At 58.7% G+C, this 14,362-nt stretch carries 9 protein-coding genes and 1 pseudogene; 6 read left to right on the top strand and 4 right to left on the bottom strand.

Going from position 1 to position 14,362, the window contains the following annotated elements:
* Positions 1-105: 105 nt before the first annotated feature.
* Positions 106-373 (top strand): annotated as a pseudogene (locus tag GGD62_RS27890) (IS66 family transposase); the annotation flags it as partial.
* A 173-nt stretch (positions 374-546) separates the two neighbouring features.
* Here the strand turns inward: GGD62_RS27890 and GGD62_RS41715 are convergent.
* The 4 genes from GGD62_RS41715 to GGD62_RS27870 all read right to left on the bottom strand — a co-directional run bounded on the left by GGD62_RS41715 (position 547) and on the right by GGD62_RS27870 (position 8,546).
* The gene (locus tag GGD62_RS41715; RefSeq protein ID WP_312014302.1) at positions 547-1,917 is read right to left on the bottom strand and encodes a Ulp1 family isopeptidase; all 1,371 of its coding nucleotides are present in this window, start codon (positions 1,915-1,917) and stop codon (positions 547-549) included.
* A gap of 143 nt (positions 1,918-2,060) precedes the next feature.
* Complete coding sequence (locus GGD62_RS27880; protein ID WP_183711310.1) at positions 2,061-3,188, bottom strand: hypothetical protein; 1,128 nt, start codon at positions 3,186-3,188, stop codon at positions 2,061-2,063.
* A gap of 1,274 nt (positions 3,189-4,462) precedes the next feature.
* Positions 4,463-4,912, bottom strand: coding sequence for a YopT-type cysteine protease domain-containing protein (locus GGD62_RS41010; protein ID WP_246788822.1), 450 nt, complete (start codon positions 4,910-4,912; stop codon positions 4,463-4,465).
* Between the two features lie 3,427 nt (positions 4,913-8,339).
* Positions 8,340-8,546: a hypothetical protein gene (locus GGD62_RS27870; protein ID WP_183257674.1), complete on the bottom strand. Its 207-nt coding sequence runs from the start codon at positions 8,544-8,546 to the stop codon at positions 8,340-8,342.
* 2,238 nt (positions 8,547-10,784) lie between these two features.
* On the opposite strand from GGD62_RS27870, the gene trpD reads away from it, so the two are divergent.
* From trpD to GGD62_RS41005, 5 genes are all read left to right on the top strand, one after another.
* Positions 10,785-11,798 (top strand): anthranilate phosphoribosyltransferase, encoded by a 1,014-nt coding sequence (gene trpD / locus GGD62_RS27865; RefSeq protein WP_183711307.1) that lies wholly within the window; start codon positions 10,785-10,787, stop codon positions 11,796-11,798.
* A 261-nt stretch (positions 11,799-12,059) separates the two neighbouring features.
* A complete protein-coding gene (locus GGD62_RS27860; protein WP_183257677.1) occupies positions 12,060-12,245 on the top strand; it encodes a hypothetical protein in 186 nt (61 codons plus the stop codon).
* Between the two features lie 442 nt (positions 12,246-12,687).
* Entirely contained in the window at positions 12,688-13,212 is a 525-nt protein-coding gene (locus GGD62_RS27855) for a flavin reductase family protein (RefSeq protein WP_245453900.1), read from the top strand.
* A gap of 176 nt (positions 13,213-13,388) precedes the next feature.
* Positions 13,389-13,694, top strand: a complete 306-nt coding sequence (locus tag GGD62_RS41565) for a TniB family NTP-binding protein (protein WP_312014301.1) — start codon at positions 13,389-13,391, stop codon at positions 13,692-13,694.
* 221 nt (positions 13,695-13,915) lie between these two features.
* Entirely contained in the window at positions 13,916-14,125 is a 210-nt protein-coding gene (locus tag GGD62_RS41005; protein ID WP_246800322.1) for a hypothetical protein, read from the top strand.
* The last annotated feature ends 237 nt before the right edge of the window (positions 14,126-14,362 follow it).

Raw genomic sequence — 14,362 nt, 5'->3', positions numbered from 1 at the left:
CTGCCACCGTTTCGTGCTCCAGCGCCCCTATCCCGGCTTCGACAGACTAATCCGGACGACCAGTCCTCTCCACCGGGTTTGAGCGCTGAAAACATCATGCCCTTTAACAATTGCGCTGAGCGCGCATTGAGAGGCATCGCCTTGGGAGCGCCACTGGACCTTCGCTGGTAGCCAGCGTGACGCCGACCGTCCCGCCATCGTGCTGACGATGATCACGACCTATCGCCTCAACGACGTCGAGTCCAAGGCCTGTCTCACCGAGGTCCTGGCCCGGATCGCCGATCTTCCCGCGATACGCCTGCACGAACTGCTGCGCTGGGAATGGAAGCTCCTCCGCCAGGCCGATAAGCCCGCCGGTCAGCAAGCCGCCTGACCTTGACACAACCGATCATAGAGCTCGTTGTGCCCGCGTACATGCGTCAATCGGGCGGACTTCGTCTATGCGTACTCAGCTCCTCACGTGAGACACACTATGATGCTCTGCGAACACACCGATTGCGGATCTTCGATCGGCGAGAAGCGCATTCACTCAGTCGCGCGCCCTGTTCAGTTGAAGCCGACACCAGCGCCTAGTCGGTCCCGCAGTGCCTGCCGATTGATGACAAGATTGTTGAGGTTCAGGTCCGGCCGTCGTGCTGCCAATCGCCTAACCAGTTCCCGGGTGCCGTCCACGACAAAGACGCCGCAGTCATAACCGTTCTGCTGCTGTCTTATCGGCGCCTGTTGCAGGTTAGCGTCGAGCCGTCCTGCGAGTTCCGCTGCGGGCCTGTCATTGTATCCCCGGGTGGAGTCGTAGTGATAGGCGACCGGCCGGCCCTGATCGCGGCGATTAACCAGCAGCAGCGACCAGTGACTGCCGCGCCGATGTCTACCCGTATCGCTGGCATCGCTTACCGGCAGGAACAGGAAGTCGGCTGTATCATGGCGAACCCACCCTAATGCTCGTTCGGCGACCTCCTTGGAGGGGGATCGCAACATTTTGGCAATCAGGGGATCCACGAACCGCGTCCGGGCGGCGAGATCCGGATTGTTCTGCTGCAACTCCTGCGCCAGGAGCTCATAGTCGCGCTGGATATGCTCGTCACCCAGCCACTGCGTGGGACCCAGCACGGGTCCGCTGCGGTGGCCGGCAGAGGCAACGGTAGCCGAGGGGCCGATCTGAGCACCCGGGACAGGGGACGGGCGAGGATGATGGATGAATTGCGCACCGCGGCGTCCTCGCGGCCCCGGTGTGATCGAGTGGGTCTCATCGTTGATGGAGACCTGGGTTGGGCCGCTGAACTGGGTCGGCAGGACCCCAATATTATTCAGGACATCGAGCAAGAAAGTCGGCACCGGCTGGGATCCCTCCTGCCACTCCTCGTCGACTCGGTATCCGATGTGCTCAAGCTCCTGAAGTACGCCCGACCGCCCGACAAAGAACGCGGGCTTACCGGCAGGGCTGAGCATCGGCCCTGACTGAGCATCGTCTCGCATCTGCTGCGGTGTGTACGGCAGATCAACCAAAGAGTTGAGACCGCGGTAGATGTCTGACGACTGAGCTGGCGCGTCTGATAGTTCAGTAAAGACCGGCGGTCTGGCGGCAGCCCCACCCGCCGCCGCTGACTGAGCATCGTCTCGCATCTGATGCGGTGTGTACGGCAGATCAACGAAAGAGTTGAGACCGCGGTAAATGTCCGACGACTGAGCTCGCGCGTCTGATAGTTCAGTGAAGACCGGCGGTCTGGCGGCAGCCCCACCCACCGCCGCTGACTGAGCATCGTCTCGCATCTGCTGCGGTGTGTACGGCAGATCAACGAATGAGTTGAGACCGCGGTAGATGTCTGACGACTGGGCTGGCGCGTTCGACGGTCCGGTGAAGAGCGGCGGTTTAGTGGCGGCCCCACTCACCGGCGCCGACTGAGCATCGTCTCGCATCTGCTGCGGCGTGTACGGCAGATCAACGAATGACTGAAGACCGCGGAAAATGTCTGCTGACTGAGCTGGCGCGCCCGATGGTCCGGCGCAGAGCGGCGGTGTGGCGGCAGCCCTACCCACCGGCGCTGACTGGGCATCATCTCTCACCTCCTGCGATGAGTACGGCAGATCCACGAAAGAGTTGAGACCTCGGTAGATCGCCGACGACCCATCTGGTACCGCTTCCGGCGTCGGCCACGCAAACTCGTACGGCAGGTGCGGCGACCACGTTGAGTTCGACTCGCCACGCCCGGCTCCCCACCCGCCTGGTCAGGGAAGACGCCCAGCGCAGCGTTCGCCTCGACGAGCCATAGGTAGTTCCGCAGACGATCGAAGCCCATGTCCGCGGTTCGATGGGCTTTTTTAAAGTCCGTGTAATCGTCGTTGAACGACTTTTGCTGCTCGCTGGTGCCGGTGACTCGGCTCACCATGCTCCCCCGCCCCTTTCTTTGAAGCCAAGCACCGAATCTTCGTTGGTTGCGGGCCAGATCTTGAACAACTTCTCTCCGGCTAGTCTCCTCGGGTTTGAGCATGCTCAGCTCTGCCTTTTCCAGGCCATCAATGATGCGGGCGTCATCGGGGTAAAGATGCAATGTGGGCGACGGCACAGCACGACCGCTGGGCTCCCGAGACGCACCCGCTTCGGAAACGTGCTCGGCATCGCGAACCTTGTTTAACGCGAACAATAGAAGCTCGTCCTTCGGGAACAACTTCTGAGCGAATTCAATCCGCGCAGCGTAGTCTAGCCCGGATATGGAGTAGCCCGGAAGATTAAGCGCGTTAGAAAATCTGCGAAGACTACGATCATGACGAGCAGCGCTGCCTGTCGTCATGCCACTGGCATTAAGCCGCTCTGAGAGGGGCGCGTCGTCCGCTGAGGGGATCGTGCGCGGCCGCCCGCCGGAAGCTACATAGCTCGGATCATGATACGCACGAAGAACATTCAACCCTTTCTTCATGTCTTCGTCGTTAGGGAAGTAAGTCTTGACGTGACGGACCAGGGACTCGTGGTCTCCCAGATCAATCTTTTGGCGATGAGCGCCAAGATCATGTCCAAGTCGGCGAAGCGCCTGAGTACAGCGCTTAATCGTCTTCGGTTTTGGTTTTTTCTGAGCTGCGTATTGGGCAATGGCCTTATCGATAAGTTCCCGATCTTCTGCAGAGAGATGGGGATGGTGGTTGCGGCCGCCACCGGAGACAGGACCCGGATGGGGTAGGCGCGCCTCGGCCAAGTGCTGCTCAAAGCCCTCTTGCCCGGCATGGCCCCCCTGGTTCTCTTCCAAGACGGCGTGTTGCGGGCCAAGCTGTTACATTGGATGGATCGAAATTGTAGGCGTCCAAGCTAGCCTCACGTCCAAGAAATCAATTGAGCTGATCCTATTATCGATAGGCTTTCCAGAAGCTGACGAGGCCGTCGCTCGTGAAGCAATGCATCGCCACATCTGCAGAACGAAACTGCCCCGCGGCTCTCAATGGTCGCGGGGGGATTCATGGGTTTCAGGACCCGCCTTCCTCGCCGCCGATGAAGCCTTCCGGCGGCATGGGGCCGCCGACTCGTCATTGCTCTGGCTGAAAACGGCATACCGGCGGCTCCGCACTTGTCCGCCGTCGATCTTCTCTCCCGGTCCGATCACTTTCGAGCTTGATCGGATGGGCCCAGCTGTCGTCGAAGTCGCAGAGATAATGGATTGCCTTTCGTGGATGATGCCGCAGAGCCGCGCCTTTGCAATATCGATGGGTTTCTGCTGACACCTTCTCGCGGCACATGGCATATGCAAGTTTCACGATCTCTTTGAAGAGATAAGCTTATGTCTATGCTTGAACATACCCTTCAGTCGGATGTCCGCTGGACAGATGGGTGGGTTCCAGGCAGAAGGACATCGACCCACGCCGGCCGCTTTCGCACTTTGTGAATCTCGTCGGGTTCGTCAGCTTTCGGAAAGCTAGTCCCTGTACGGTGACGTCGAAGTTAGCGGCGCGTGGTAGGGACAGCGCTTGCCCCGTGTATGCGTGGGGCTTTGGGGCGCCGAGTCACGTTTCTGCTAACTTCAACCAGTGCGGGCGTGGCAGCGACAGCGTCTGATCCACCAGCCCGACCAGCGCCGAGTCGCGCCCGCGCTGCTCTAGGTGTGAGACTGGGATCATATAAAAACCATCGGACAACGTCTTCCAGATCAACTAATAGCCGGCTTGCGCCCGCTCCGCGGAGAGGGGCTCCAGGCGTAAATTCAGAAAAATTGCTTTGTAGTCGGCTCCGCGCAGAGTTTGACCGTCAGGCTTCGAACGAATACAGTGCATAGTGTTATCACTGTCGGTTCCGCTTTTGGGATCTTCAACCAGAGCCGCGCGCGTACAGGGCGCCACATCCATGTTCCCTACCGTGGTTGCACTGTCGGAGGCGATGCGGCTGTCCGGCATCGATCACGAAAGATCCACTCGCGGGCCTCGGGTCTGTTGCAACCTCCGAAACACTCACGCCGTCCTTTGCGTGACGACAGTCGATATATCATGTCGGTTCGGGTTCCTGTAGCAACAACTCACCCATCTGATCTGACCGAACGGTAAATTCCGCATAATTAGGATCAAAGAGGGTCGTCATTCCATTCGATGTCGACGTTGCGATTGTGTGGGCGCCACCTGCGGCGAAACGCAAGCTGACCAAATAGATCACCCCATCGTCAGTGACCTCATTCACGATTTGGTCAATGCGCGAAGATGTACCAAACCTATATCGCGTCTGTTCGGCGAACGGATCTAGGCCGGCTTCGCGTAACATCGTACTTTTTGCCTGAAGGTTGTGAGAACCTTCCGCCCCATCACTTCGCAACAGACTCTTGAGGTCTTCATACCGCTGCTGCCGCATTGCCGCTGCGTTATGATTTTGAGTCCCCAGGTGCAGCGCCCTCATCCGGGATGAAGGGCTGCTCGGCAGATTGAGGAGCCATTCCGCTGTCATCCAACGTAGATTCCGTTGACATTGGCCTCGGGCAATTCAGCAGCCCTGTATTCGAACAGAGGACGGATAGGCCTCGCTGAAGAGGATGGATTTGAGCTGGACGACAGAGAGGATGTGCTGGGGTCTAAGGTGCTTGGACTATGAATGATTGCATCTGAGGTCTGCGGCTTGCTGCAGCAGAGCCCCATTTTGTCGGACAATTCCCCAGATGGCGGGCTCTCCCGTTGAGCGAGATCCGTCAACGTTTGAGCAAATTCGTAACCGTCCGCGGACCGACTCGGTTCGTCAGCTTGATCAGGGCGTGTGGATCGGCCACTAACTCGATTATACATGCCGGTTCGCCCGCTTCCTCGGCGTACTTTTCCTCAGAGCGAGCGCGGCTGCTTACGCTCTGCTTGCGAATGATCTTGCGGCAAGCTGACGACGAGCTGACAACCAGATATTTTGGCGAAGCTACCACCTCCCCCGCGCCTAGTTGGTGTCTCGACCGTCTCTGCTCATGAGCCCCGCTCCAGATGCGGGGTAGCCGACGAGCTCACGGCTGTCGCACGGCGACGACCGGCCGACCTTGTGTAATTCCGGATGCAGTCAGGGTGATGGGGCGACAGTGATGGGGCGACGGCGCCTTCGTCAAACTGAATTCGACCGTCGCGTTGACCTCGATCTCACCATCATCGCGTTATGCCGCCGGCAGGCACACTTCTCGCTCCAAAGAGTGCGCAACTCGCGTCGCCGGATCGCCCAGTAATTTCCTTGTGACCGGTCGTCGGCCCGGCAAGATGCTTTTGTTGCTGCCGAACCGCGTTCAGCACGGCTCCGCGATCTTTATTGGGATCAGCGCACTATTAGCTGCTCCTAGTTGATAGCAGCTAATTCAGGGCTCAGCCCCCCGCACACGGCACAGGCGATCAGTCCTGACATATACCCGCTTTAACGCCTCAGTTCGGCGGCGCCGAATCGGTGCTCCTGGAGCCGCTCGGCGTCACCTTCCCCTTGGATAAACTAACTCAGCTGATCATGATGTCGCGCTCATCCGCGCGAACAACATTGCTGCGTCTGAGGGCCCTAATCCAACGATGCCTACAAAGCTCGGCGGCGGCATCGGGATGTCCCGATGAGTGGGTCTCCACAGGTGAAGGCAATATCGGCTGTTATTCACATACTGCGAATGTGGCGGATGCAGTTGCATGACGCACTCCTCTTCATCCCAGAACAGGTCTTTGACAAAGCACATCTCTTCCCAGTTCGGGCAGCGCCGCGGCGTCGAGACAGCGACATGCTCCCAGCCAGGACGGACAAATCCACTTATCTTTAGTTCACACCCGCAAGGCCCCTGTACAAAGAACACGCCGCAAGGGCCTGATCCCGGAACCGTAGCGAACCGGCCGTGTTGCACGCGGCCGGCTTCCAGCTTCTCTATCATCCGCGTTCGCACGCTCGCTCCTTTGCCTTTCGGAGGGCCTTGAACTCGATGCAGATGACGTTGTCTCGCAACTCGTCAACCGGCTCGATCCTCGGCCCAGCGCTCCTATATCCCTCTTCAGAGCACCATCTGAGCAAGACGCAGCTGTCCATCATCACTCGTTCTCCTGCTATAGGCTTTAACGATCGCATTGTGGGCCGAACGCTCTGAGGGGCCACTGATTGCCGAGTATGAGCGGTAGCGATGGCGAATCAGTCCGCCGATCGCAACTTCCCGCTCATGATGCAACTCTGTCATCGAGCCCCACTCATGCGAAGCATCTTACTCACCGATGCCGGCCAGTATTGGTCGCACATCGCCGAATAGAGCGCCCATCAGCAACAGTAATGTCCGCCATCGCTCTCCCGCGCTTCAAGCAAGCGTTAGTGCGCATTCATTCATGGCTACCTGCTTGAGCACAAGACACTGGCGGCTCCTCTCCTCAACGAATTGGTCGTCATCATGGCATGCTCCCGTAGTGACCTTCGACATCCACACTCAATGGTGACTCGCAAAGCCTGTGATGGCACCTGTTGATGCCGCGCGGCGATCAACTGCTTGATGAGATCGTACTTGACTATTCACAGGTTCTCGTGAGTGCGAATGGTGCTCAATGCGCCATCTATGTGAACGCGATTTAATTGTACCGGATCGAGTCGAACGGGTCTGCACCAGGGCCGCGGACGCCTGACATGAACTGTCTTCGAGCTGATAACATGAGCGGGTCGCCTGCCATCTCGGTGTCTCCTCGTAAGGTCACGGTCAGAAACAATGATTAGTCGATCTCAATCAGGGCGGCCGTCGACTGATCTTCCTGCGTCAATACGATGCAAGTCCCAGCTCATTGTTCATGGTATGGCGCTCGCGAAGCGCTGAGCCTTTTGCTGCCAATGCGGGTGTCCTCTTTCAGACATGGACGTCGCGAATCCGACCTTTGGCAGCGACTCTGTGTCGCCAACGCCCGACAGACGCGCTTTTGTTTGCATCAAGGCGGTGCCGATACTTCTGCGTCGTGGCATGTAGATTGCTGCGGTGACGGAAAGCGACCTTAACTGTACCGACGATACACGAGCATACCATCGACCGGAGGATCGCCGCGCAACAGACAACGATTCTGATACTCTCATGAAAGAGGACTGCGAACTTATGAGTGGTACGAGGCATGCAAAGCCCGGCATTTTTCGGTGGACCAGCGCGACGTCTGATGAAATGACGCATTGGCGCGCACCAAAGCACCCACCGATCAAGCATTACGGCGCCGATTGTCACTCCCGGCAGGCGCAAAGGAGGTGGAACCTTTGGCCCCTGGCCGCACTCCTCATAAATGCGCTGCTTTGGGCTGGACTCTACTGGATCATCGCAGCGTTCTTCTGAAATAATCTAGCGGATGGCAGAGGCGCGAGGGGCTTTCCGACGTCCCTCGCATGCCGCGGCCGCACCGAATGCGCGCGCACCATCAATCGGACGTGGAGCCCCCTTTCATAGACTTGGTTCCAGCGCACCTTCGCAAATCCGCCCCTCGGACGAACGCAAAGGAAATATTGAGGCATGACGCAGATATCTCGAATTGGCGAAACCGATACGCCATTGCAGCCGCGGCGACGTTCCAAACACTGGCCTGTAACAGCTGAACGTTCCGGCTCGCATGGCATATGGCCTCCCGCGTTAACCGCGACGCATTGACTGCAAATCGAGGTCTAGGGTTGCGCATTTTTTTATGAGGATTAGCTTTCGAGAAGCTGACTAAGCAAGTAGGCCTGAAGGTACGTTGGGCAGGCGGACTGCTCCGCCTTCACGTATATGTCGCGATCTGGAGCGCGGCACAGGACCGTCAGGATGCCCCGCCCTACGGTGCCCCCCCACGCCCCTTCCAGGCACTGACTTGCTTGCTGAGCGACATTTGCGTGGCCATTGGGTCCGGAGCGATCAACAGGCTGGCGCCATTTGATGATCTGCAGCGTCGCTTTACAGCTCTTCCTCATGCCACGTATCGTCCTCGTCTTTGTGCATCTGCCACACGTGGGCGCGCCGAGCCAGCTTGTCGTATTCCACAGCAATTTTCAGCAGCCTGTCTTTGGCTTTTCCGTCAGCGAGCGCCTCCGCTTTCTTTCGCGTTGCTTCCGCACGGCCTCGCCAGTGCTCGGGTTGGTGGAGTTTACTTTTCGGATTCATGCCGAGAGCATGCAATTCGCAGATCAAAGAAATGCGACACCGTCCCTCCGTATAATCACGTAACCGCGGCGCTCGGGGTCTCGGGTGCCGAAGCGGGCAGTCGCCATGCACAGCCGCTATTCTGGAACACCACAGTGCGCGTTGGAGCCGAGGCTCGTACGAAGAATGCACAGCCCGACATCCTCAGTCGATCGGACGCACGAAGGGGCTTGAATCGCACGTAGCGTTAGATTGTACGATCCTCGACAAGCGGGAACCATGTCCGACAATTTAGACCGTTCCGGACACGTCATGAGAATTGCGAATGTTTCAAACATCTAAACTCACCTTTTGCGACTCGATCAGGACGATGAGATCCTCCAGGTGCATCCTTGTCCGCGCTTCGTCGGAGCTGTTCCTGTCGCGGCTGGACGAAATCGCGCGTTTCGAGCTCTGCACGGCAGGCGCTCCCATCACAGCAGCCTCACCGGAACGGACACAAGAGGCTCCGCCCACCCAACGTCTTCCATAACGCGGAACACAGGCGTTATTACAGCAAACATAGTCTCGACGCGCGCCATCATGGTTCGCTCTGAACGATCGAATGCATCATCAACAGTGGCTTGAGCGCACCTGCGCTTTTGCCTGCTCTCTCTGCCTCGCGATAGCTGGCCCGGGCCCTTCAACCCGGCGTCGCGCCGGCTACGGCGTCATTAGTCGGTTGGCGGTAGGCTGGGCCAGAGTACCTAAGCACATGTCAGGTCGAAGCAATGCCTCGCGACATCCAGGCATGCACCGAATCACTGGAAACTCCATAATGACCACTTGCTGGGCCAGCTCAGCCGCCAGTGCTTCCACTCTTCGTGGTGCTCCGCCACTACGGCAGGTGTCGTTTCTGTCGTGCCGGACAGATGACCAGGACCGTACGCACCGCAAAAGCGGAAGAACGAGTATGCCGGCACCGTACTTAAGCAGTTCGGGCCTGAACGCATCCACACGGACTTGAAGGGATATCATGACTCAAAATCAACGAACTCAGTTGACTTCGCGCCTCAAAATCTACCGCTGCGCCAGCGCTCTTGTCGTCGCAATGACAGCTGTAATCCCCGGGCTGGTCAACGCGCGCGATCAAGCGCCGACCGCAGAAGAGAAAGAGGCTTGCATGGAGGACGTATTCCGCCTTTGTAGCAGCCACATACCAGATCGGGCCGCTATCACTGCCTGCCTCAGATCCAAGCAAGCGAGCCTCAGTCAGCAATGTCGCTACGTGATCTCCGTGCGAGACACTGGCAGGAAAAGCAGCGACTCGAAGTGACGATGTGGCGACCTGTTCGTTTGCCGTACCCGCAGAGTGGTCCCAGCGTGAGCTGCAGGACGGTCACCCGAGGTTAGGTGACGAGCATGGTCGCCTACAATTGACCAACACTCTGATTCAGTCGCGCTTGTCCAGATAGGCGAATGCATAAATTACCCTTCTGGCGGCCATTCGAGGGTCAGTTCTTGAAGAATATCGCGAGAGGTCAAGTTTCTATTATGCGGCCTTGGAAATTTGGGACGACTGCATTCTTGATCCGATACTAGAACTGCCCTCGCAATCGCATTGAACGCTTCGCTCGACGCGCCTCAGTACGGCGTACTCTGCTGTAAGGCAGGACCGAACATGACCGGCTCACCGCCTCAGGCGGCCGGATCGACGGGACGCGTCCATCGCGTCATGAAGGCCGACCTTCATTTACGCGACGGGACGCGTCCATCGCGTCATGAAGGCCGACCTTCATTTACTATCAGGTGGGATTATTTTGTAGAGCCAGCTGAGACCGGGCTTGATCTACCTAGCGCCGATGGCCTCGAAGCCGGTAGAGGAAGCCGCTTTAACGCTTCACCACGGCGGCGGCGAAAGGCTAAAAGGCCTTGAAGGATGCGGTGATCCGGCCGGAACAGCGCGGTAAAGAGGCCGCTGCGTACGCGGCAAGCGGGTGCGAGACAGTGTCATCGGTCCTGCGACAAGCAACTGCAGTGTTCTAACTGGCCGACGATCTCCTCTCGACGGCACCACCGAAATGGAGAGCTTGACCCTCACGTAGCGTCAGGTTGTAGCCTCGCCAAGTGTGCCCACAAACGGACTGCCGCCTCAAGCGTCAATGAGGCCATGCCGCGTGGGGCGGGCCGCTGCATCAAGGCAATCGGTGCCGGGTCTCTTCAAGGATGTCTCGCTGAACGGAAGAGCTCGAGGTTTGGACAGGGAACGTGTAAAGTTCGATGGAAGTGCTTAGATCGATCATCGGCAAAGTTGCCACGGGCGCCACTCTGACGCGTGAGGAAACTGCGTCAGCCTTCGACAGCATGATGTCGGGCTACGCAACTCCCTCGCAGATCGGTGCGTTGCTAATGGGGATGCGGGTCCGGGGCGAGACGGTCGAAGAAGTCACAGGCGCCGCCTCGGCGATGCGGAATAGAATGCGGCGGGTCGAGGCGACATGCGACCCCGTCGGTCTCGCTGGCACGAGCGAGACCCTTAAGTATTCGGTCAACGTGTCGACGTGTGCTTCCTTCATCGTCGCCGGGGCCGGCATCCCTGTGGCCAAGCATGCCAACCGCGCTGCGTCTTCGGGTTCAAGCGCCGCAGACGTGTTGGCGCGCCTCGGTGTAAAGGTCGCTCTCAAGCCTGAGGCCATCGCACGTTGCGTGCAGGAAGCCGACATCGGCTTCATGTTTGCGTCAGCCCATTATCCGGCGATGCAGCGCATCGGGCAGATCCGGACCGCAGTTGGAACCCATACGATTTTTAATCTGATCGAGGCTCTGTGCAACCCGGCCGGGGTCAAGCGGCAGATCGTTGGGGTATTGTCTCCCGAATGGGTGCAGCCTCTAGCGTACGTCTTGAAGAACCTGGGTGCCGAGACGGTATGGGTTGTTCATGGCTCGGACGGGCTCGACGAAATAACCCTCACAGGCCCAACGTTTGTTGCTGCGCTTGAGGCGGGTATAGTCCGCACCTTCGAAGTGACGCCGGAACAAGCCGGGCTCCCCCGCTGCCGCAACGACGCGCTGGAGAGCAGCGATGCGGAGACTAATGCCGTTGCGCTGCAAAATGTGCTTGACGGCGTACCAGGTCCATTTCGCGACGCCGCGCTTTTGAACGCGGCGGCGGCGTTGGTCGTGGCCGGGCGGGCCTCGACACTGCAGGAAGGCGTAGCACTTGGACAAGAATCACTTGATCGCGGCGCCGCAGCCGCTCGACTGAAGCGCCTGATCGCGGTTTCGAACGCCTGACAGCCGAGTTGGCCGATGTTCCAGTATTGCGACCAAGTCTACTGCTCACGAGCGCGAAAATATTGCAGCCACGAATGCACGTCACTTCTGCGGGATTTCAAGGAGCCTGCGCCGCCTGCGCTCGCCCTGACGAACGCAATTCGCGCTGACCGCGGGGCGCGAGAGCCAACTTTCTTATCGACGAGAGCCTGTTGCAGTGCCCGGGTTGCCGAGGTGAGGACCCGCGACGAGGCGCGCGCTGCGCGCCAGAGGAGACAATCGATGATGTCCTTTCAGAGGATTGAAACACTCGGATCTATTGCAGTGATGGAACACATCATTCGGAAGTTTCGGGAATTGATCGATACGGATAGCTCAATCCCGCCGGAGCTGAGGGGTGCGCTGCACGCGACGCTCGATGAGCATCTTCTCGATGCAAAAAAACGTATTCTACTAAAAGTACATTAAGGTGCGTCGATGCCGTCTTCATGCGGAGAAACTCTGGCAGGCGCGCGCCGGTACAGCAACCGGCATCATCTCGTCCGCACGGGACCCAGCGAGGTTCCAGCACAGCTGGTCGGATCGCGACCACCGCTCCACTTGCACTGGCGCGTCGCCGGGCTGCTCAGCGCGGTTTGCTGTTTGATGGGGGCCCTGTTGAAACAGGGGCCGCGGCAATTCTCTGTTCTGCCGCTGCGATCGCCATCCGGCGTAAGGCGCCGAGATATTGCACGTCCGTCCGGTCATGACTGTAGCAGATCCAGAGGACATCGAAGTCATACCCGGTCTCAATGTGAGCCTACTCGTCACCAATTTCGACACCGGGTACCCCATTACAGGCCCAATAGGGATCAAAGTCGTCTCTGGGTTTAAAGACACTGGAAGTGGGGTTCAACTGCAGAGGCTGATCATGAGCCACCAGTTCTCTCCTGCCATTCGGGATATGCCGTCTATCCAACCGGCAGAGTTCCGCAATGCCATGCAAAGCCTGGCGAGCGTTGTCGCCATCGTGACGACCGGGACGGCAGCCCGACGACGTGGACTGACGGTGAGTTCTCTGACGTCCATCTGCATGGAGCCGCCTTGCCTGGTCGTTGGCATCAATGCCCGCTCCGAAGCACATGATGAGATCCTTTCCAACGGCAGCTTTGGGGTCAGTGTTCTCCGCAGTGACCAGGAGGACCTTGCCCTGCGTTTTGGCGGTGGGGAGGGGGCGAAAGGCGCGCACCGCTTCGATACCGCGCCCTGGGATCAGGGCGCCCTCGATGTACCGCTATTGCCCAACGCATTTTGCGCGCTCGAATGCATCTTGTATGATCACAAGGTGCTTGGCACACACACCGCCTTTATCGGACGAATTATCGCGACCCGACAAAGAGATGGAAATCCATTGATCAACTTCCGGGGCGCGCTTCGTACCTTATTGCTTGACTGAGTGCGGTTTTTGCGCAGATCCCGTCGGGACAGCAGAACGGTCGACGGCCTCAATCCTTAGTCGCTTCCATGACAGTCATCGAACAATTTCCCGGGCTTTGACTGGTTTCCCAGATTAGAGCTCGTATTGAAAGGTCTCATCAGCCCCGGCAATTTCGGCGCTTCGCCTGTCGTGCGATGCTGGCACCGGTCTGCGACATCCCGCGTCGAGACGCGTGGCAGGTTGGGCCGACGAACAATGGCAAGACGATGATCGTCGAGAAGTTCCGGCGCAGCCATACTCCTGTCGCAGCGATCGACGCCGAAGATGAGTCGTTAGCGTACCTGTACTCAAGACGCAGATGCCGGCCAGTCCCGATGAGCGGCATTTCTTTGGTGCAATCCTCGAAGGACTCGGCATGGCGAATACACCATTGCTGCGCAGCAGAGCTTGGCGATGCGGCTGATGTGGAAGGCGGATGTGCGGATGCTTGTGATCGATGAGTTACACAACCTTCTCTCCGGATGGCGGACCCGGCAACTGCGCTTGCACAACTTACTGCGATGGCTCGGCAACGAACTGCAGTTCCGCTGGTGGGTGTTGGCACAGCCGCGGCACTGCGCGCGATTCGAGGCGATGACCACCTTGTCAATCGAGGTTCGAACCCATCGCTCTGCCGCCATGGATAGAGGACGAGGCATATCGGCGTCTTCTGGAGACGTTGTTGCCGCTGCGCAAGCTCTCCGGACTGACCGAGCCTGCTCTGGCCGGAAAGATTCTTGCGTTGTCAGAAGGCGTGCTGGGCGAGATCGTCGCAGTCGTGACGTGTGCCGCCGCGACCACGGTGTTGTCCGGCACGGAGGCAATCTCTCCGCGCGTGATCGAGATATCCGGATTTATGCCACCCTCCGGTCGACGACCTGTGGCGATCTAAACTCTATCGTACAGAGGTCTACCGGCGCCCCTCGACAATGGCGGGATCGCTGCCAGTTACGTCGACCTGCAACAGACGAGACACTGGTGGTCGTGGTTTTGTCGACTTGCCGCGATGCTCGACATGCCGCCTCTGATCTTCATAACAAGCTTCGGGATCGATGGCCGCCGCCACACGGAGTGGTGGCGCCGTCCACACGAAGATCAGCTCACCATGATTGGTAAGAAGACAGGGTTT

Source organism: Bradyrhizobium sp. ERR14 (genome assembly GCF_014198235.1).
Lineage (GTDB): Bacteria > Pseudomonadota > Alphaproteobacteria > Rhizobiales > Xanthobacteraceae > Bradyrhizobium.
Note: the sequence above shows the minus strand (reverse complement) of the source record. Positions and strands in the feature narration are given on the sequence as shown.

Excerpts from the sequence above, each read along its gene's own strand:
- GGD62_RS41715 (WP_312014302.1), bottom strand. The coding sequence starts at position 1,917 with ATGCGAGACGATGCTCAGTCGGCGCCGGTGAGTGGGGCCGCCACTAAA.
- GGD62_RS41010 (WP_246788822.1), bottom strand. The coding sequence starts at position 4,912 with ATGACAGCGGAATGGCTCCTCAATCTGCCGAGCAGCCCTTCATCCCGG.
- GGD62_RS27870 (WP_183257674.1), bottom strand. The coding sequence starts at position 8,546 with ATGAATCCGAAAAGTAAACTCCACCAACCCGAGCACTGGCGAGGCCGT.
- trpD (WP_183711307.1), top strand. The coding sequence starts at position 10,785 with ATGGAAGTGCTTAGATCGATCATCGGCAAAGTTGCCACGGGCGCCACT.
- GGD62_RS27860 (WP_183257677.1), top strand. The coding sequence starts at position 12,060 with ATGATGTCCTTTCAGAGGATTGAAACACTCGGATCTATTGCAGTGATG.
- GGD62_RS27855 (WP_245453900.1), top strand. The coding sequence starts at position 12,688 with ATGAGCCACCAGTTCTCTCCTGCCATTCGGGATATGCCGTCTATCCAA.
- GGD62_RS41565 (WP_312014301.1), top strand. The coding sequence starts at position 13,389 with ATGCTGGCACCGGTCTGCGACATCCCGCGTCGAGACGCGTGGCAGGTT.